The 18,483-nt window shown below is 71.5% G+C and carries 17 protein-coding genes; 9 read left to right on the forward strand and 8 right to left on the reverse strand.

Going from position 1 to position 18,483, the window contains the following annotated elements; translation table 11 throughout:
- Positions 1–2: 2 nt before the first annotated feature.
- The 4 genes from AB0H62_RS04825 to AB0H62_RS04840 all read left to right on the forward strand — a co-directional run bounded on the left by AB0H62_RS04825 (position 3) and on the right by AB0H62_RS04840 (position 3,855).
- On the forward strand, positions 3–545 hold the full coding sequence (locus AB0H62_RS04825; protein WP_220245759.1) for a PadR family transcriptional regulator: 543 nt from the start codon (positions 3–5) through the stop codon (positions 543–545).
- The gene (locus AB0H62_RS04830) at positions 542–2,539 is read left to right on the forward strand and encodes an NADPH-dependent 2,4-dienoyl-CoA reductase (protein ID WP_360584154.1); all 1,998 of its coding nucleotides are present in this window, start codon (positions 542–544) and stop codon (positions 2,537–2,539) included. Before AB0H62_RS04825 ends, AB0H62_RS04830 begins: the two co-directional genes overlap by 4 nt.
- A gap of 22 nt (positions 2,540–2,561) precedes the next feature.
- Positions 2,562–3,539, forward strand: coding sequence for a prephenate dehydrogenase (locus AB0H62_RS04835; RefSeq protein ID WP_255638601.1), 978 nt, complete (start codon positions 2,562–2,564; stop codon positions 3,537–3,539).
- Positions 3,540–3,621: 82 nt separating this feature from the next.
- The gene (locus AB0H62_RS04840; protein ID WP_360584157.1) at positions 3,622–3,855 is read left to right on the forward strand and encodes an antitoxin; all 234 of its coding nucleotides are present in this window, start codon (positions 3,622–3,624) and stop codon (positions 3,853–3,855) included.
- 7 nt (positions 3,856–3,862) lie between these two features.
- Here AB0H62_RS04840 and AB0H62_RS04845 read toward each other — a convergent pair whose 3' ends face one another.
- Positions 3,863–5,824, reverse strand: coding sequence for an FUSC family protein (locus AB0H62_RS04845; protein WP_360584159.1), 1,962 nt, complete (start codon positions 5,822–5,824; stop codon positions 3,863–3,865).
- A gap of 72 nt (positions 5,825–5,896) precedes the next feature.
- Here AB0H62_RS04845 and AB0H62_RS04850 point away from each other — a divergent pair, with 72 nt between their 5' ends.
- Positions 5,897–6,349, forward strand: coding sequence for an SRPBCC family protein (locus AB0H62_RS04850; RefSeq protein ID WP_220245755.1), 453 nt, complete (start codon positions 5,897–5,899; stop codon positions 6,347–6,349).
- A 99-nt stretch (positions 6,350–6,448) separates the two neighbouring features.
- On the forward strand, positions 6,449–7,177 hold the full coding sequence (locus tag AB0H62_RS04855) for a polysaccharide deacetylase family protein (RefSeq protein WP_360584668.1): 729 nt from the start codon (positions 6,449–6,451) through the stop codon (positions 7,175–7,177).
- Between the two features lie 4 nt (positions 7,178–7,181).
- Here the strand turns inward: AB0H62_RS04855 and AB0H62_RS04860 are convergent, their stop codons facing one another.
- The 6 genes from AB0H62_RS04860 to AB0H62_RS04885 all read right to left on the reverse strand — a co-directional run bounded on the left by AB0H62_RS04860 (position 7,182) and on the right by AB0H62_RS04885 (position 13,229).
- Entirely contained in the window at positions 7,182–9,680 is a 2,499-nt protein-coding gene (locus AB0H62_RS04860; RefSeq protein WP_360584162.1) for a CHAT domain-containing protein, read from the reverse strand.
- Between the two features lie 144 nt (positions 9,681–9,824).
- Positions 9,825–10,307: a carboxypeptidase regulatory-like domain-containing protein gene (locus AB0H62_RS04865; RefSeq protein ID WP_220245753.1), complete on the reverse strand. Its 483-nt coding sequence runs from the start codon at positions 10,305–10,307 to the stop codon at positions 9,825–9,827.
- Positions 10,304–10,909, reverse strand: coding sequence for a sigma-70 family RNA polymerase sigma factor (locus AB0H62_RS04870; RefSeq protein ID WP_360584164.1), 606 nt, complete (start codon positions 10,907–10,909; stop codon positions 10,304–10,306). Before AB0H62_RS04870 ends, AB0H62_RS04865 begins: the two co-directional genes overlap by 4 nt.
- Before the next feature lie 603 nt (positions 10,910–11,512).
- Positions 11,513–11,650, reverse strand: coding sequence for a hypothetical protein (locus AB0H62_RS04875; protein WP_220245751.1), 138 nt, complete (start codon positions 11,648–11,650; stop codon positions 11,513–11,515).
- Positions 11,651–11,750: 100 nt separating this feature from the next.
- Positions 11,751–12,518 carry an SGNH/GDSL hydrolase family protein gene (locus AB0H62_RS04880; RefSeq protein WP_220245750.1) on the reverse strand — a complete coding sequence of 256 codons (768 nt, stop codon included), beginning with the start codon at positions 12,516–12,518 and terminating at the stop codon, positions 11,751–11,753.
- An 87-nt stretch (positions 12,519–12,605) separates the two neighbouring features.
- Positions 12,606–13,229, reverse strand: coding sequence for an NAD(P)H-binding protein (locus tag AB0H62_RS04885; protein WP_220245749.1), 624 nt, complete (start codon positions 13,227–13,229; stop codon positions 12,606–12,608).
- Positions 13,230–13,323: 94 nt separating this feature from the next.
- Between AB0H62_RS04885 and AB0H62_RS04890 the strand changes: the two genes are divergently transcribed.
- A complete protein-coding gene (locus AB0H62_RS04890) occupies positions 13,324–13,896 on the forward strand; it encodes a TetR family transcriptional regulator (RefSeq protein WP_360584166.1) in 573 nt (190 codons plus the stop codon).
- 4 nt (positions 13,897–13,900) lie between these two features.
- Here AB0H62_RS04890 and AB0H62_RS04895 read toward each other — a convergent pair whose 3' ends face one another.
- Positions 13,901–14,389: a MarR family transcriptional regulator gene (locus AB0H62_RS04895; RefSeq protein ID WP_354872906.1), complete on the reverse strand. Its 489-nt coding sequence runs from the start codon at positions 14,387–14,389 to the stop codon at positions 13,901–13,903.
- Between the two features lie 94 nt (positions 14,390–14,483).
- Between AB0H62_RS04895 and AB0H62_RS04900 the strand changes: the two genes are divergently transcribed.
- A complete protein-coding gene (locus tag AB0H62_RS04900) occupies positions 14,484–15,377 on the forward strand; it encodes an ABC transporter ATP-binding protein (RefSeq protein WP_220245746.1) in 894 nt (297 codons plus the stop codon).
- Complete coding sequence (locus AB0H62_RS04905) at positions 15,374–17,002, forward strand: ABC transporter permease (RefSeq protein WP_360584169.1); 1,629 nt, start codon at positions 15,374–15,376, stop codon at positions 17,000–17,002. Before AB0H62_RS04900 ends, AB0H62_RS04905 begins: the two co-directional genes overlap by 4 nt.
- Positions 17,003–18,483: the final 1,481 nt, after the last annotated feature.

An 18,483-nucleotide genomic window follows, 5' to 3' on the forward strand; every position in this document is an offset into this window, starting at 1 on the left:
CCATGGCACTGGAGCACGCGATCCTCGTCTCGCTGTCCGAACGCTCGGGTTCGGGCTACGAGCTCGCGCACCGCTTCGAGAAGTCGATCGGCCTGTTCTGGAGCGCCACCCACCAGCAGATCTACCGCGTGCTCAAGCGGATGGAAGAGGCCGGCTGGGTGGCCGTCGAGACCGTCGCGCAGGACGGGCGGCCGGACAAGAAGGTGCACACCGTCAGCGCGGCCGGCCGGACTGAGCTGCGGCGGTGGCTCGCGGAGCCCAACGCATCAGCCGGACCGCAGGAGCTCGCCGTGAAGCTGCGCGGGGCGTCCTTCGGAGACGAAAAGGCCGTCGCCGAAGAGCTGGCGCGGCACCGCGCGGCCCACGCCGAACGCCTCGACGCCTACCGCCGGATCGAGAAACGCGACTTCCCCGCACCCACCAGCGGCCGTGCTCTGCACCAGTACCTCGTGCTGCGCGGTGGAATCCGAGCCGAAGAAGGCCAGGTCGAGTGGCTCGACGAAGTCGTGAGCGCGCTCCAATCCGACGAGAAGGACGCCCGATGACGCCCTACCCGCACCTCCTGCAACCGCTCGACCTCGACTTCACGACCCTGCGCAACCGCGTGCTCATGGGCTCGATGCACACCGGTCTCGAAGACCGCGCGGCCCACTTCCCGCAGCTCGCCGAGTACTACGCCGAGCGGGCCCGCGGTGGCGTCGGCCTGATCGTCACGGGCGGGTTCGCGCCGAACCGCACGGGCTGGCTGCTGCCGTTCGCCTCGAAGCTTTCGACGACGGCGGAAGCGAAAGAGCACCGGCAGCTCACCGCGCCCGTGCACGAGGCCGGCGGCAAGATCGCGCTGCAGATCCTGCACGCGGGCCGCTACTCGTACAACCCGTTGAGCGTCTCGGCTTCGAGCCTCAAGGCGCCGATCAACCCGTTCCGCCCGCGCGCGCTGACCGGCTACGGCGTCGTGCGGACGATCCGCGCGTTCGCCGACTGCGCAGCGCTCGCCCGCGAGGCGGGGTACGACGGCGTCGAGATCATGGGCTCCGAGGGCTACCTGATCAACCAGTTCCTGGCCGAGCGCACCAACAAGCGCACCGACGGCTGGGGCGGCTCGGCCCGGAAGCGCCGCCGGTTCGCCGTGGAGATCGTGCGGCGCACGCGCGAAAAGGTCGGCCCGGACTTCATCATCATCTACCGGCTCTCGATGCTCGACCTCGTCGAAGGCGGGCAGAGCTGGGACGACGTCGTGGCGCTGGCGAAGGAAGTGGAAGCCGCCGGCGCCACCATCATCAACACCGGCATCGGCTGGCACGAGGCGCGCGTGCCGACGATCGTGACGTCGGTGCCGCGCGCCGCGTTCACGTGGGTGACCGGGAAGCTCAAGCCGCACGTGTCGATCCCGGTCGTCACGTCGAACCGCATCAACATGCCGCAGGTCGCCGAAGAGGCGCTGGCGCGCGGCGACGCGGACCTCGTGTCGCTGGCGCGGCCGTTCCTCGCCGACCCGTCGTGGGTCCGCAAGGCGGAGGAAGGCCGCGAAGACGAGATCAACACCTGCATCGCGTGCAACCAGGCCTGCCTCGACCACGCGTTCAGCCGCAAACCCGTGTCGTGCCTGGTCAACCCGCGCGCCGGCCACGAGACGACGCTGGTGCTGTCGCCGACGCGGCGCGCGAAGCACGTGGCCGTGGTCGGCGCCGGGCCGGCCGGGCTCGCGGCGGCGACGGCGCTGGGCGAGCGCGGTCACCGCGTCGAGCTGTTCGAGGCGGCCGACGAGATCGGCGGCCAGTTCGGCATCGCGCGGCGGATCCCGGGCAAGGAGGAGTTCGCCGAGACCATCCGCTACTACGCGCGGCGGCTGGAGGTCACGGGCGTGAAGGTGCACCTCGGACGGCGTGCGTCGGCCGAGGATCTGGCCGGGTTCGACGAGGTCGTGCTGGCCACGGGCGTCGTGCCGCGGGTGCCGGCGCTCGAGGGGATCGACCATCCCAAGGTGGTGTCCTACGTGGACGTCGTGCGAGGTGGCGCCTCGGTCGGGTCGCGGGTCGCCGTGATCGGAGCCGGCGGGATCGGGGTGGACGTGAGCGAGTTCCTCACCTCGTCGACCTTGACCCGCGACGAGTGGCTGACGGAGTGGGGTGTCACGGATCCCGCGCTCGCTGCCGGCGGCCTCGGGGTGGCGCGGCCTTCGCCGTCGCCGCGGACCGTCTACCTGCTGCAACGCAAGAAGACGCCGATCGGGGCGGCGCTGGGCAAGACGTCGGGCTGGGTGCACCGGGCGGCGCTGAAGGCGAAGGGCGTGGAGCGGATCGCCGGCGTCACCTACGAGCGGGTGGACGACGCCGGGCTGCACGTGACCGTCGGCGGGAAGCCGCGGCTGCTGGAGGTGGACACGGTGGTGGTCTGCGCCGGTCAGGAGCCCGTGCGGGACCTGGCGGACGCGCTGGGTTCGACGCCGGTGCACCTCATCGGCGGCGCCGACGTGGCAACCGAGCTGGACGCGAAACGCGCCATCGACCAGGGCACGCGCCTGGCGGCCACGCTGTAGCCGGGTTGCGGCCACTGGCAGGATGAGGCCCGTGCGAGATGTGTGCGTGATCGGGCTCGGGCTCATCGGCGGGTCGCTGCTGCGCGCGAGCGTGGCCGGCGGCAGGACCACGTGGGGCGCCGCGGTGTCCGAAGTGGACGCCGACGCCGCCAGCCGCGCCGGCTACGACGTGACCACTGACGTGGAAGCCGCGCTGCACCGGGCGGAGTCGGCCGAGGCGCTGATCGTGCTCGCCGTGCCGCTGCCGGCCGTCGAAAACCTGTTGCGGCTGGTCGCGCAGCACGCGCCGCACTGCGTGCTCACCGACGTGGTGAGCGTCAAGGGCCCGATGCTCGACGCCGTACGCCGGCGCGCGCCTTACACGCGCTACGTGGGCGGGCACCCGATGGCGGGCACGGCCGAGTCGGGCTGGCTCGCGGGCAACGCTTCGCTGTTCGAGGGCGCGGCGTGGGTCGTCGGCGTCGAGGAGGACACCGATCTCGAAGCGTGGGCCGAGGTGACCCGGCTGGTGCTCGACGTCGGCGCGTTCGCGGTGCCGCTGCCCGCCGACTCGCACGACGAGACCGTCGCGCGGATCTCGCACCTGCCGCACCTGTTCGCCGCGATCCTGGCCACCATCGGCGCCCAGGGCGGGCCACTCGCGATGTCCCTGGCCGCCGGCTCGTATCGCGACGGCACCCGCGTGGCCGGCTCCAGTCCCGAACTGGTCCGCGCCATGACCGAAGGCAACCGCGACGCGCTGCTGCCCATCGTCGACGAGGCCCTCGGCCGCCTCGGCGCCGCCCGCGGCTCGCTCGCCTCCACCGGAGGACTGGCCGCCACGATCAAGGCCGGCCACGACGGCGCCCTGGCCTACTCCACCGCCCACGACGCCGCCCGCTCGGGCGTCCGCGTCACCCTCTCCGCCCCGGATGCCCGCGAAGCGCTGATCGGCCTCGGCGAGCGGGGCGGCCGGATCACCTCGCTGGACGACGGCGTGGCCGGCGGAGAAGTCAACTAACCCGGGGATTTCGCCGGAGTTGCCGGGGGCATCCGTTGTGTGACGATGGGGGCGTCTCAACTCCGGGATTGGGGAGCGAAACATGGGCATCACCTTCGACGAGCTCAAGAACAAGGCCACCGAGGCGCTGCGGGACAACAGCGACAAGATCGAGCAGGGCCTCGACAAGGCGGCCGGGTTCGCCAAGTCCAAGACGAGCGGCCACGACTCGAAGATCGACGGCGGCGTCGAGAAGGCCAAGGACTTCCTCGGCAAGCTCGCCGGCACCGACAAGCCCGACGAGGGCCAGCAGCCTCCGCAGCCGCCGCAGCAGTGAGCGTTGGTCAGGGGCGCCGGTGGTAGGGCAGGAACCGGCGCACCAGCCGCAGCGGGGCGGTTTCCACGAGGTCCGGACCGCGCACCGCGTCGAACGTCGAGCCGAGCTGGTCGACGACGCCGGAGAGCTGCGCGCTGTCGGGCAGGGGCACCGACCCTGGCTCACGTTGCTCACGCACGGCCGCCGCGAGCTCGGCCAAGGCGTCGGTGACCAGCGCGATCTCCGCGGGTGACGGGGCCGGCACGCCGCGGCCGAGCGTCACGGAGACCTCGGTGACGGCGTCCGCCACGCGCTCGAGCCCCGCGATCACCGGCCACCACGCCACGGCGTGCCGGCCCGCGGGTGAGGGCTCCACGATCACCTGCTGGAACGCCGTGCGCAGGTCCGCGAGCGCGCGGTAGGCCGCGCGGCGGGAGCGTGAACGGGCCAGCCGGGCCTCGGGGGTCGAGTTGAGGACGAGGGCGGCTTGGACGTAAGCCGCGACGGTGTCGAAGCTGTCCGCCAGCCGGCCGCCGACCCGCGGGCGGCGGGAGCCGGGCCAGAGCAGGTAGCCGATCAGCAGCACGATCACGCAGCCGGTGACGGTGTCCAGCAACCGCGCGAGGACGACCGACCAGCTGCCCGTCTGAGCCAGGTCCATCTGCAGGATGATCAGCGGCGTCACGAAGGTGCCGAGCATGCCGTAGTTGCGCACCTTCCCGATCGCGGCGCCGCCGGCGAACAGAGCGATCAGCACCACCAGCACCCAGCCGCGCGCGCCGATGGCGAGCACGATCGCGCCGATGCCGACGCCTGCGATCGTGCCCATGCCGCGCAGCAGCGCGCGGCCGAAGACCGAGCCGAAGTCGGGTTTCAGCACCACGCCGACCGTGAGCGTGATCCAGTACGAGCGCTCGAACGGCACCATCAGCGCCACGACCTCGGCCACCGCCACGCATACCGTGAGCCGCAGGGCGACGAGCCACGTCAGCGGGCCGGAGGCGAGCGAGCCGAACCACTCGCGAAGACGCTGATACGGCGAGGCGGGCGCACGTCGTTGCCGGTTGTCGCCCTTCTCGATGCGGGCGAGGCCGGCGTAGAGCGCGGACTCGACCGGGTCGAGGTCGTCCTCGGGCATCGGCGGCGGCGCGGGCAGCGGCTGGGTCGCGAGCACGGACGCGGCCGCGCCGGTGAGGTAGTCGATGACCTCGGGCGGCGGCCGGTGCCCCGCGTTGACCATCGCGACGGACGCCTCCACGGCCGGAGTGGTAGCGGACAGCAGGTTCAGCAACTCGCGGTACGCGGCGTCGCGGCCCGAGAGCCACGAGCGCGCGGTGAGCAGACGGTCGTACGCGGTGCTCATGGCCGTGGTGAGCTGGTTGCGGGCGACGCGCGACGTCGGCTCGTCGGTGGCCGACAGCATCGCGGCGAGCTCGATGTAGACCTGCGCGACGGCGGTGCGTTCGGGGCTCGTGCCGCGGACCGTCCACGTCACCAGCGCCACGAACAGGCTCCAGGCCGCGCCGAGGCAGAAGTAGCCGAACAGCTCTTCGACCTTCAGGCCCGTCGCGTGCTGCGCCGTGCCGAGCACGCAGAAGACGAACATCTGCAGCGCCGCCACCGACGCGTTGCTGCCGGCCGCGCTGATCAGCGCCGACACCGCGGCGATCACCACGATCGCCGGGATCGACCACGCCGGCACCGCGCCCGTGAGCAGGCCGACGAGGTAGCCGCCGGCCGCCGCGAGCGTCGCGCCGCCCAGCCGGCGGGCGCGGTAGCGGTACGGCCCGGCGGCCTCGGACAACACGGCGGGCAGCGCGCCGGTGGAAACCAGGGCACCCACGCCGATGTCGCCGGCCGCGTACGCGACGGCCAGTGGGGTGGCGAGCGCGAGGACCGCGCGGGCGACCATGTTCCACGGGACCGGGACCGGTTTCGAGCGGAGGAGCTGGACCAGCCAGTGCGGCGCGGCGAAGTCGGGGCGGCTCACGCACTCATCTTGACCTACGCTGAGCGTCTCGGGTTAATTATCGCCCTGTCAACAAGACGGAAGGGGCCGACGATGCCGGGCCGCACGTACTCGTTCGAGGTCAACCGCGTCAGTACGGCGCCGCCGGAAGTCCTGTTCCGCCTGGAAACCGAGGGTCCGCTGTGGTCGAAGTGGGGCCGGCCGCTGATCGTGCAGGCGCGCTGGGCGCGGCGGGGTGACGACGATCCCAACGGCGTCGGCGCCGTCCGCGAGGTGGGACTGTGGCCGGTGCTGCTGCGGGAGAAGACGGTGGAGTACGAGCCCGACCGGCGCCACGTCTACACCTTCGACGGCTCCGGGCCGGTGCGCGACTACCGCGCGGAGGTGTTCTTCACCCCGAACACCGCGGGCGGCACGGACCTGCGCTGGACGGGCTCGTTCACCGAGTCCGTGCCCGGAACCGGAGCTTTCGCCGCCGCTGCACTGCGCGGTGCGATCCGGATCCTTTCGGCGCAACTGGTCAAAGCGGCCGACTCCGGGCGCTGACCCGGGTGCGCTGGGCCACAGCGGTTCAACTCCAGCCGAGGTCTCGACGTCTCCCCTCGTGTGAAACGCGTGACGAAGCTGGGTTCTGCGGTGGCCGGGTTGTTCGTGGTGGCGGCTTGTTCCGCGCCGGCACCGGTTGTCGCGCCGCCGCCTAGCCAGCCGAACCCCGCGCCCGGCGCTGTGCACCCGGCGGTTCCGTCGGGGCCGTACCCGTTCGGCACGGTGCAACAGAAGGCACCCGCCATCGCCGACGGCAAGGTCGGCGTGGTCCGCCGCGTCACCACCACCAAGCCGTACGTGTTCATCACCATGGACGACGGCGCCGTCAAGGATCCCTCGGCGCCGGGCCTGATCCAGCAGTCGGGCGGGCACCCGGTGCTGTTCCTGAACCAGCGCTACGTGAAGGGCCACGAGGCCTACTTCAAGTCCATTTTGGACTCGACGGGCGCGACGCTGGGCGACCACACCGTCGACCACCCGAACCTCAAGGGCAAACCGCTGGCCTACCAGCAAAAGCAGATCTGCGACGACGCCGACGACTTCCAGCACGAGCTCGGCGTGCGCCCGGTGTTGTTCCGCCCGCCGTTCGGCAACTACGACCAGAACACCCTGCACGCCGCCCAGCTCTGCGGCATGCGCGTCGCCGTGCTGTGGTCCGCCGCGGTGAACGACGGCCATGTCCAGTTCCAGGTCGGCGACAAGCTCCGCCCTGGCGACATCGTGCTGATGCACTTCCGCAAGACGTTCAAGGAAGACTACGAAGCTTTTCTGGCGCAGGCGAAGAAGGACGGCCTGACGCCGGTGCCGCTGGCGGATTTCCTGGGCTAGTTCTTCAGCCCGCGCCCAGACACACGAAGGGCCGCCGCAGCGGGTCCACGGCGATGGCCTCCGCCAGAGCCAGCGCGGGCGGCGCGCCGTCGGCCAGCCGCCGGTGCAGGTCGGCCATCGTGTCCGCCGCCGCGCGGTCGCCGACGCGGGCGACGGCGCCGATGACCGTGCGGGAGCCGCTGGCCAGCAGCGTGCCGGCGAAGCCGAGGGCTTCTTCGCCCGGGCGGATGTGACTCATGGCCAGTTCGCAGGCCGCGAGGACGACGCGTTCGGGCGGGTTCGCGAGGCGTGAGGTCTCGTGGGCGAAGAGCGGGCCGTCGACGAGTTCGAGGCGGGAGAACAACGCGTTGGCCGGCTCGTGGGCACCGTGGGCGACGAGGTGGGCCAGGCGGGTGCCATCGAGGGCGGCGAGGACGGCGGAGCTGGTGGCATCGGAGCCGTCGACGAGGCGGGCGTCCGGGTAGACCGAGCGGAGTTTGCTCACCTCACCGACCGCGCCGGGCACGCCGGGGCCGCCGGCGAGCAGCACGGCGCCGGCGTCGGTGGCACGTTTGGCGGTGATCCACGCGGTGGCCGACGGCGCGATGGACACCGCGTGGCCACGCAGCGACGGCAGCGCACCCCACGGCATCGCGTACAGCTGTCCGATGGGGACGATCACGAGCTCGCGATCGTCGAGCGTCTTGACCAGCGACGCGGAGATCAGCGCGTCGAGCTTGCCCGCGCGCCGGACGGCGGAAGCCGCCACCGTCTCGGCCAGCATCGGCGGCAGGTGGTCAGGCGCCAGCGCGTCGAGGTCGGCGTGCAGCTGCTTCGCCGTCTCCACGATGTCCTCGTACGGCCCGAGCTTCAGCAGCCGGAACGACCCGCGGTCGACGACCACCGAGTACAGCTGCCCGTTGTAGGGCACCAGGCTCACGAGCACGCGGTCGCCGAGCTGCTCCACGACCTCGTCCGGCGTGGCGACCGGCCGCGGCCGACCCCACGGGCTCGTGTACCAGCCGAGCCGGCTCGCTTCGTGCTGCAGCGCGGAATATCGCTGCTCCAGCGCCTTCACAGGCTCGCCCTCGGCCCGGGCGCGCTGGATCGAGCGCTGCAGGTGCCGCATCTCCGTGATGTGCTTCGACAGCACGGGATCCTCGATCACGGGCAGCGGCTCGTAGCGGTAGACCTGCGCGCGCGTGCGCTCCAGCCACGCGAACATGCGGCGCGCACCTGCGGCGTTGTTGCGGGCGCGGCGCAGCACGAGCCGCATCGCGAGCCGGCCCAGCTCTTCGCCGTGCACGGCCGTGCCGCACACGAGGTCGAGCCCGCCCATGCGGTCGCGGATCATGCCCAGCTCGCGAAGGCCGGCGCGCGCCTGCGCGAGCGCGGACCGCGGCCGACCCGTGGCCACGGCCAGCTCCGCGCGGCACAGCCGGAACAGCATCCGGTGGTCGATCGGCGCCGTCTCGCGCGGCTTCGGCACGCCGGCCAGCACTTTCGCGGCCTCGTCGAACTCCTCGCGCCGCAACAGGAGCCGCACGGCGAGCAACCGCGCCACAGCCGCCTCGTCCCGCACCCCCAGCGCAGACAGGCGTTCGGCCAGCGCCACGAGGTCGGCCGGCAGCCGCGCGGTCGACCGGGCGTCGCGGGTGCTGAGGATCTTGTGGGCGTCGGCGCGGAACCGGGCGAGGCCGGCGATCTCGGCCCACGTCGTGTTGCCGCGGCGCAGGAACCGGCGCCGCGCATCGGATGCGAACTTGCGCGCCAGCGCGAAGTCGCCTTCCAGCAGCGCGGCGGCGGCGCGGGCGACTTCGGCCTCGGCGATGTGCTGGCCCGACCCGTTCGCGCGCAGCTGGGGCAGCGCCTCGTCGAGGTGGCGCGCCGCTTCCTCACCGAGACCCGCGGTGAGCAGCGCCCGGGCCTGGTCGAGCCGCACCACCGCCAGCGAACCGGGTGACTCTTCCTCGAAGAAGTCGACGAAGATCCGGGCTGCCTCTTCGTAGTGGAACAACGCTTGCGGGACGTCCCCGAGCAATTGGGCGTGATCACCGAGGTTCTGCCGGATCTTGCCCTCGAGCCGCGGCTGGCCGAGCGCGAGTGACAACTCGAGCGCGCGCACCAGGTCCGCCTGCGCCGCGGCCGGCTGGTTCAGCGCCATGTGCACAAGCGCGCGGTTGTTGAGCGTGCGCAAGAACAGCAGCTGATCACCGACTTCGAGCTGCGGCATCACGGTGTCGTAGAGCACGAGCGCTTCCGCGAACCGGCCCGCGCGCATCACCACGACAGCCCGCTGGAGGTTGACGATCAACCCGAGCTCGGCACGCGTCTCGCCCGCGGGCAGGCGTTGCCGCGCCGTCTCCGCCGCCGCCAGGCGTGCGAGACCGGCCTCGGTCGACGTCACCTCGGCGTCCGCCGCGCCCAGGCTGATGAGAACCCGGACCTGGATCTCCAGCGAAGCCGGAGCTTCACCACGCGAGACGCGGTTCAGTGCGCGCCGGAACAAGCGCACAGCGACCACGGGCCGCTGGTCGAACGAGGCCGCTCGGCCCCGCGCGTACAAGTCGGACGCCTCCGCGATCACTCGATCGGAAAGAGACGACGGCGCGGACACGCGCTCTATCTGAGCACACTCACGTGACACGCCGTAACGCCCGTCCGGGTTCTAGAGCACGACCGTGGGAGTCACGACGGTCCGGCGGCGCGGTCCCTCACCGAGGTGCACCAGGATCTGCGTGGTCCCGCACGGCACGTTCTCGAGCACGAACCGGCCGCCCTCGTCGGCGACGGTGGAGAACGTGCCCTCGTCGGCCACGCGCATCTCCACCTCGTACTCGCCGGCGGGCGCGAGCCAGCCGTCGATCCGGTGCAGCTTGCCGATGCGAGTGAGGTTGATCATCACCGTCAGGTCGCTGACCGTGAACGTGATCGTGCCCGTGGCCGTGCTGCGGACGCCGGCGAGCTCGCCGGCACGCTCCCAGCGCGCGATCTCGACGTCGAGGTTCTCCAGTTCGAGCGCGAACTGGACCCGCTGTACCAGGTCGTCCGGCGGCGGGTCCAGCTCGTCGAGGAAACGGCCTAGGTCGGCAAGCAGCGTCTCGTCGTCAGGCAGAGCGCTGCCACTTCCCGGCACGCCGATGTCGTTCATCGGCCACCCCCTTCTCTTGCGAGGAGATCGCGCATCGTGTCGAGGCAACGACCCCTGGTGGGTCCGATGCTGCCGCGTGGCATCCGCATCGCGTCGGCCACCGCCTGGTATTCGGCGCGGCCGGCGAGAACAGTGAGGCGAAGCAGTTCCTGGCAGCGGGTGGGCAGCCGGAGGAAGGCGCGCCAGACCCGTCGGTCGTTGTCGGCACGCACGGCTTCGTCTTCGGGCGCGGGATGGGTGCTTTCGAGGTTCTCGGCGACCTCGTCGCTCAACGGCACCGGCTGGACGCGGCGCCCGTACGGGTGGGCTGCTTCGCGTCTCGCGGTGGTGATCAGCCAGGCGGCCAGCGCGCGCGGATCGCGCAGCTTCTCCAGCTGGCTGAACAGAGCGAGCCACACGGTCTGCACGACGTCCTCGGCGACCTGGCGGTTCAGCCCGTTCGCGCGCGCGACGTGCCAGACGAGCGGCGTCAGCTCGTCGACGAGTTTCGCCATCGCCCGCCGGTCACCGCCCCGCGCCGCCTCCATGCAGGCAGCGTGCAGGTCGACGCCGGTCAGGCCTTCCCATGGCGGGTCTACCTCGGTGGTTTGCACGTCGGTCACCGTATCTGCCTCGCTCGCGAGGCGCGTTGCGTTCGGCGGCGGTGTCGTGGGTCTGTCTCGGGGGCCTTCTCGGGGAAGGAGCAGGCAGGAAGGGTTGGGATACATCGGGTCACTTACTCGGGTAGTGGGCCGGTGTGGTGGGTCGTCTGTGGATCGGTGGGTCGCGGTGCTGTGGATCGGTGGGTCACGGTCGGGTTCTCGGTGGTCCGGTTATCCGCGGGCCGGCCTGGTGGGCCGGTCCTCGGTCTCCCGGTTTCGGTGAGCCGGCGTGGTGCACCGGTTCCCGTCCTCGTGGTCCGCGGTGGCGGACCGGCTCGTCGTGGACCGTTCTGGTCCTCCGGCCGGGTCGGTCACCCGATCCGGTGGACCGGCGCTGGTCGTCATGGTCGGCGTTCGTGCTGAGCCGGCTCCCCCTGTGGCCCGTCCCAGCCAAAGCGACTTCGTGCACCGACCGGCGCGGGCGTGCACCCGCACCGGCCGGCGCTCCCCTCCCTCTTCTACGGGTCCGCTCCCCATCGGACCCGGCCGGACGGCTCCTCCCCTGAACCCGCCCGACAGACGGCGTCCGGCAGCCCCCTCGGCCCCCGGGCGCCGCCCGTCTCGCTACTTCGCGGTGGTCGGCTCGTCGTAGGGCTCGTGGGCACCGTCGGGCTGCGTGGTGCCGCCGCCGTGGGGCGGCTTGCCGATCGTCACCGGCGGGACGGTGGTCGGCGTGTTCTCTTCGGCGGATTCGGCAGGCATCTGGGTCTCCCTTTTCCCTCGGCTGCCCCATAGGACGCAACAAGGGTGCACCCAGATACACGGAGAGCGAAGATTTCTGGGAACTTTTCGTCTCCGCTGGTCAGATGGGCTGGCGCGGCTCCCTCGGATGCGGAACCACCGTGACCCCCGGTAGGGCGGCGGCCACCGCCTCGGCCACGTCGGGCGCCAGCACCGCGGCCCAGTCGCGGTACCCGACCGGCCCCGGGTGGAAGCGGTCCTCGGCGAACGTGCCCTCGTGCAGGAGGTCGGGCGTCATCGCCGAGTACGTGACGCCCGGCAGCCGTGCGAGCTCGGCCGCCGCTGTGTCCAACGCCGTCGAGCGCGCGGACAGCGCGTCCCGCAGCGGCCGTGGCAACGACGGGAAGCTCGCCATCGGCGGCACCCCGGCCAGGACCACCGGCACCGGCCCCAGCCGTCGCCGCACGTCGACGACCACCCCGAGCAGGTCGCGCCGGAACCGCGCGGCCGAGTGCAGCTCGAGGGTGTCGTTCACCCCCAGCGCGACCACCACGACGTCAGCCGGCGCCAGCCGCGCGATCAGCGAGCTCCGGACCACGGCGGCGGTCGCCCCCGTCAGGCCGACCGCCTGCCAGCGCACCCGCAGACCTCGGCGCGCGAGCTCGTTCGCGAGCTGCCCGGTGAGGCCGTCGGCGTGCGCGGGCACTCCGACGCCGTCCACGGTGGACTCCCCGAGCACGGCGAGCCGGACCACCGGACCGTCGCCGGTGCCGCCCTCGGCGGGGCCGCCGGCGCCGGGCAGGCGTGGGGTGCCGCGGCGGACGCGCAGCGCTTGCACCGCGAGGACCGGGGCCAGCGCGGCGAAAAGGAAGAACCGGAGGAGAGCCATGCCACCGACCTTAAACACGATCACCGACCGTCCCGGCCAATCCGGCCGAGTTGTCCACAGCCAGAGCGAGTTGTGGACAACTGCCCCTCAACCGCGCGCGATCCCGACGGTTTCCCCGATCAACGCCGTATCCTCCGCCGCGTCGAGCAGGAACGTCGCAACGTCGGCGCGCGAAATGACGAAGCCGCCACGCAACGCGCCGTGCTTGCTGAAGCGCACGCGGCCCGTGGCCGGACCGTCGGTGAGCCGAGGCGGACGCACGATCGTCCACCGCAGGTCGCTGGCCCGGATCGCCGACTCCATCACGCGCAGATCGTCGAAACCGTTGCGCAGCAACGCACCCAGGATGGGCTTGACCACGAACCGCGTGAACGGGTCGTCGCCCTCGGTCGTCAGGCCGATCGCGCTCACGGCGACGAACCGCGTGGCCCCCGCCGCCGCGATCACGGCCCGCGCGCCGTCGGCGTTCACCGTGGTCGGACGGCGGTCGCGCGCCCCGAGCGCCAGCACGATCGCGTCGCGCCCCTGCAACGCCTCGGCCAGCGAAGGGTCGTCCAGCGCGTGCACCGCGACGTCCAGCCGCGGATGGCTCGCGACGTGCAGCCGCTCGGGCGACCGGACCACCGCCGTCACGTACCAGCCCCGGCCCAGCGCCTCCCGCACGGCCAGCGTGCCGATCCGCCCACTCGCGCCGAGAACGGTGATCTTCATGGCAGCTCCTCCTCGAACCCCAGGGGTGAGTGTTCACTCACCAGGTAGGGTGAGTGAACACTCACCACGCTGAGAACGTCCTCAGGGAGCACCGTTGGGAAGCCGTCAGGACCTCGTCGCCGCAGCCGCCAAGGTCATGCGAGAGCAGGGCTACGCACACGCGACCACCAAGGCCATCGCGCAGGCCGCGGGTTATTCGGAAGCCTTGCTGTACAAGCACTTCCGCGACAAGACGGCGTTGTTCCTCGCCGTGCTGAGCGAGGAACTGCCGGCGCTGGGCGCCACGGCCGCGCGCCTCACGCGCCACGCCGCGGACGCGTCGCTCGAACAGAACCTGACCGAGCTCGCCGGCACCGCACTCGAGTTCTACCGGGCGAGCTTCCCGATTTCGGTCTCGATCTTCTCGTCGCGCGACCTGCTGCGCACCCACCGCGCCGCACTCGACAGCGGACACGGCCCCGACCAGCCGATCGTCCTGGTGGAGACGTACCTGCGGGCCGAAGCCGCACTCGGCCGCATCCCCGCCCACACCGACCTCGACGCGGCCGCGCGCCTGCTGCTCGGCGCGTGCTTCCAGCAGGCCTTCCTGGACTCCTTCGAAGACACCGACAGCGGCAACGCCGTCGCGGCCCGCCTGGCGAAGACCGTGATCGCCGGGCTCCGGTGAACCGTCAGGCTTCCGCGGCCCGCCGCTTCGCCCGCTCCTCGTGCCACCGGTCGTAGAGGTTCGTGATCTCTTTCAGCGCGAACGACAGGAAATCCTGCATCTCCGCCAGCCGCTTGCCGGCCGGCGTGTCCGCGCCCAGCGCGTCGATGCCTTCCTCGGCCGCGTCGCGCCACATGATCAGGAACCGGTCGCGCTTGAGGAACGTGGCGTACCAAAGGTCGTCGTAGAGCCGGTAGTGGTCACGGCGCTCCCCCGGCTCGCGGACCTTCGTCACGAGCCCCACCTGCTCCAGGTACCGCACGGCACCGGAAACAGCCGCGGGGCTCACCGACAGCTGCGACGCCAGATCGGCGGCCGTGAGCTGACCTTCGTCGGTCGTCATCAGGGCCGCGAAGACGCGGGCGGCCATGCGCTGCATCCCGATCTGCGACAGCACGAGGCCCAGGCTCTCGACGTACCGGCGGACGGCGTCCTCGTCTCGCTGCGTCGTCATCCGTCCATCCTCTCGCACGCCCCAGGCCATGATCACTAGATCCAGACATTTTCTTAACTTCACAACTTCGTGAAACAAGTGTAGCTTCCGAAACATGGGAAACGCCATCTCGATCTCCGGCCTTCACAAGTCGTTCGGCGCGGCGAAGGCCCTAGACGGCCTCGATCTCCAGGTTCCCGTGGGGGAAGTCCACGGTTTTCTCGGCCCGAACGGCGCCGGGAAATCCACCACCGTCCGAGTTCTGCTCGGGCTGCTGCACGCCGACGCCGGCGAGGTCAGCCTGCTCGACGGCGACCCGTGGCGCGACGCGGCGAGCCTGCACCACCGCCTCGCCTACGTGCCCGGCGACGTCAACCTCTGGCCCAACCTGTCGGGCGGCGAGGTGATCGACCTGCTCGGGCGCCTGCGCGGCGGGCTCGACCAGCGCCGGCGCAAGGACCTCATCGAGCGGTTCGACCTCGATCCGCGCAAGAAAGGCCGCACGTACTCGAAGGGCAACCGGCAGAAGGTCGCCATCGTGGCCGCGCTCGCGTCCACTGTGGACCTGCTGATCCTCGACGAGCCGACCTCGGGCCTCGACCCGCTCATGGAGTCGGTGTTCCAGGAGTGCATCCAGGAGGAACGCGCGCAGGGCCGCACCGTGCTGCTGTCGAGCCACATCCTTGCGGAGGTGGAAGCGTTGTGCGACAAGGTGAGCATCATCCGCAACGGCCGCACCGTCGAGTCCGGCACGCTCGCCGAGCTGCGCCACCTCACCCGCACTTCGATCACCGCGGAGCTGGCCGGCCCACCCAACGGCCTGGCCAAGCTCGCCGACATCCACGACCTCGAGGTCACCGGCAACCGCGTGCGCTTCGACGTCGAGACGCGGTCACTCGACGACGCGTTGCGCCAGCTCACGCAGGTCGGCGTGCGCAGCCTGGTGAGCCAGCCGCCGACGCTGGAGGAGCTCTTCCTGCGCCACTACACCGAAGGGGCCGGGAAATGACCGCGACCCTCACGAGGGCGCCGGCCACGAACACGGCACTCGTCGGCACCTGGCACCTCACGCGGCTGGCGCTGCGGCGCGACCGCGTGATCGTGGCGATCTGGATCGTGCTGCTCAGCATCGTCCCGGCCGCCACGGTGTCGAGCTACGACCAGTTCTACCCCGACGCCGCCAGCCGCGCGGCGCTCACCGCGGGCGCCCTGGCCAACCCGTCGTTCTCCCTCCTCTACGGCCCGGCCTTCGACCTCACGACGGCGGGCGGTTTCATCGCGTGGCGCATGGGCGGGTTCCTCGCGCTGCTCATCGGGCTGATGGCCGTCTTCACGGTCACGCGCCACACTCGCGCCGAGGAGGACTCGGGCCGTGCGGAGCTGCTGGCGTCCACTGTGGTCGGTCGCTACGCGGCACTGACGGCGGCCGTCCTCGTGTCCGGCGCGGCGAGCGTGCTGATCGGCGTGATCCAGGTCGGCACCATGATCAGCGCGAAGCTGCCGGCCGACGGCGCGCTCGCCTTCGGCGCGGGCACGGCGCTGGCGGGCCTGGTGTTCACGGGCGTCGCGGCGGTGGCCGTGCAGCTCGCCGAGTACTCGCGTACGGCCAACGGCATCGGCACCGCCGTGATCGGCATCGCCTTCCTGCTGCGCGGCGCGGGCGACTCGACGTCCGACGCCCACTGGCTCTCGTGGCTCTCGCCGATCGGCTGGTCGCAGCAGGTGCGCCCCTTCGCGGGCGAACGCTGGTGGGTGCTGCTGCTGCCCGTCGCGGCGACACTGGTGCTCGGCGCCGCCGGCTACGCCCTCCTGCCGCGACGCGACGTCGGCACCGGCTTGGTGCCGCCCCGTCCGGGGCCCGCGGGTGGTGCGCCTTCACTGCGCACGCCGTTCGCGCTGGCGTGGCGACTGCAACGCGGCCCCCTGCTGGGCTGGGTCATCGGCTTCGCCGTCGGCGGCGCGCTGTTCGGCTCCATCGCGAGCGGCATCTCCGGCCTCGTCGGCGACACCGAGCAGACGCGCCAGATCTTCGAGCGCCTCGGCGGTTCCGACGCGATCGTCGACGCGTTCCTCGCGACGATGGTGAGCCTGTTCGCCATGCTCAGCGCGCTGTACGGCGTGCAGGCGACGCTGCGGATGCGCACCGAGGAAACGGGCATGCGTTTCGAACCGCTCCTCGCCACCCGCGTCGGCCGCCTCCGGCTGGCCGCGAGCCACCTCGTGTTCGCCTACGCCGGGACGGCGCTGCTGGTGCTCGTCGGCGGGGTGCTGCTCGGCATTTCGCACGGCCTGCGATCCGGCGATGTCGGCGGTTCCGTGGCCGACATGCTGACGGCCGTGCTGGTGCAGGTACCGGCGACGTGGGTGATCGTTTCGGTGTGCACGCTACTTTTCGGGCTGCTGCCGCGATTCACCGGGCTTGCCTGGGCCGCGGGCGCGCTGGGGCTGCTGATCAGCCTGTTCGGGCCGGTGGTGAACGCGCCGCAGGCGGTGCTGGACGTTTCGCCGTTCCAGCACCCGCCGAAGCTCCCGGGCGCCGCATTCACGGCGACGCCGATCGTGTGGCTGCTGGTGGTCGCGGTGGTGTGCCTGATGGCTGGGCTCTTCGGCTGGCGCCGGCGGGACGTGGGTTAGCGAACGGTCCCGTCGGGCCCCACGACCAGGCGGGCTTGGACTCCCGGTTCGCCGCACTGGCTCGCTCGGGGCGCCTGGGGGTGGACGGTCGTTCGCCGGGGTTCGCCGCCGTCGAACACGACCTTGACGTCAACGGGCGCGGCGGGCAGTCCGGGGATCTCGACGAACCCGTACCGCCCGCCGGTCGGCACGGCCGATGCTGCGCAGGCGGTCGGGGTGCAGGTGGTGGGGCCGGGGGTGGTTGTTTGTCGGAGCTCCACCTGGCGATGGGTGCACTGGGTGGCCCAGCACGCGGTCACTTCGGCTCGGCTGAACTGCCCTGCCGGCACGTCGATGGCCAACCCTGCGGGCGCCGCGACCGCGGGGCACGTCGGCGGTGGTGGGCTGCAGGCGGTGAGGCCGAGCAGGAGAACGGCGGCGGCTAGGTGTCTTCGCACGTCAGCCAGACGTGCGGTACCGGCCGGCTGGTTGCATCCACCACTGCGGCGACGCGACGTTCGGCGCGATGGCCGACGTCGGCCCCAACGACGTCGGCGACCCCGACCCCGTCACCGGCGCCGGCGGCTCGCGGGTTACGGAGACCGTCGACGTCGTCGTGCTCGGCGGCGGCGGAGGTTCCGACATCGACTGCGACTGCGGCTGCGTGACCGTCACCGGGGGTGGCGGCTGGCCCGTCACCGTCACCGTGACCGGTTGCGCGGGTGGCGGCGACGACGGAACGGACGAATCGGCCGGACGGGTCGGTGAGTTCCCGGCCACGAGGAGTGCCGCCACAAGCAGACCGACGGCAAAGCCCGCCAGCCCGGTTACGACGACAGAACCCCAGGTCGGAGCCGTGTTGGACAAACCGGCACCTCCCTCGCCGAGCCGACGCGCGGGTACGAGGAGTAGTCGCGTTGATCTTATGCGCCGTTACAGACTGTGCAAGTTGAGCTGGTTTAACTCAAGTTTGTGATCAGGTGGCATCGAGCCTCAGATTCGAGGTGCTCGGAGAGGTGTCCCGGCTGGCCTGGCCAGGAGCAAACGTTGTTCAGTACCACCGGGTTTTACCGATTTCGTCTCGCCACCGGCGCTGCCCCTCGCGACCCTGCCGCTCTGACGGCACTCGCACCGGCACCGCGGCTCTTCACCGCCGCCGCAGCGCCCCGCTCGACGCTCGCCAAATGCCTTTTGCGAGGCGCTCACCAGGCAAAACCCCCGCCCTCCCAAGGGGGGCGTCCCATCTCCATTCTACCGGCCGGTGCTGACAGGACCGTTGAAAAGCTGCGCAGAGGGCCGAGTTGTCCACAACTCGGGGTCACTGTGGATAACTCGGGCGATCGCGAGGGGAACCTCGGCGGGTTACGGGGAAAAGGTCACAGAGAGTCGAGGGCGCAGGGGTCGAGGTTGGACGCGGCGCAGCGACCACAGGCGTTGGGTAACTAAGGAAACGATGGCCGGGGTCCGGTTCCGCCTGACCAGAGAGGCCGCGGGCGGATCTC

Source organism: Amycolatopsis sp. NPDC050768 (assembly GCF_040654155.1).
In the GTDB taxonomy this organism is placed as follows: Bacteria; Actinomycetota; Actinomycetes; order Mycobacteriales; family Pseudonocardiaceae; genus Amycolatopsis.

Coding starts and splice junctions, on each gene's coding strand:
- AB0H62_RS04825 (WP_220245759.1), top strand. CDS start 3: ATGGCACTGGAGCACGCGATCCTCGTCTCGCTGTCCGAACGCTCGGGT.
- AB0H62_RS04830 (WP_360584154.1), top strand. CDS start 542: ATGACGCCCTACCCGCACCTCCTGCAACCGCTCGACCTCGACTTCACG.
- AB0H62_RS04835 (WP_255638601.1), top strand. CDS start 2,562: ATGAGGCCCGTGCGAGATGTGTGCGTGATCGGGCTCGGGCTCATCGGC.
- AB0H62_RS04840 (WP_360584157.1), top strand. CDS start 3,622: ATGGGCATCACCTTCGACGAGCTCAAGAACAAGGCCACCGAGGCGCTG.
- AB0H62_RS04850 (WP_220245755.1), top strand. CDS start 5,897: ATGCCGGGCCGCACGTACTCGTTCGAGGTCAACCGCGTCAGTACGGCG.
- AB0H62_RS04865 (WP_220245753.1), bottom strand. CDS start 10,307: ATGAACGACATCGGCGTGCCGGGAAGTGGCAGCGCTCTGCCTGACGAC.
- AB0H62_RS04875 (WP_220245751.1), bottom strand. CDS start 11,650: ATGCCTGCCGAATCCGCCGAAGAGAACACGCCGACCACCGTCCCGCCG.
- AB0H62_RS04880 (WP_220245750.1), bottom strand. CDS start 12,518: ATGGCTCTCCTCCGGTTCTTCCTTTTCGCCGCGCTGGCCCCGGTCCTC.
- AB0H62_RS04885 (WP_220245749.1), bottom strand. CDS start 13,229: ATGAAGATCACCGTTCTCGGCGCGAGTGGGCGGATCGGCACGCTGGCC.
- AB0H62_RS04895 (WP_354872906.1), bottom strand. CDS start 14,389: ATGACGACGCAGCGAGACGAGGACGCCGTCCGCCGGTACGTCGAGAGC.
- AB0H62_RS04900 (WP_220245746.1), top strand. CDS start 14,484: ATGGGAAACGCCATCTCGATCTCCGGCCTTCACAAGTCGTTCGGCGCG.
- AB0H62_RS04905 (WP_360584169.1), top strand. CDS start 15,374: ATGACCGCGACCCTCACGAGGGCGCCGGCCACGAACACGGCACTCGTC.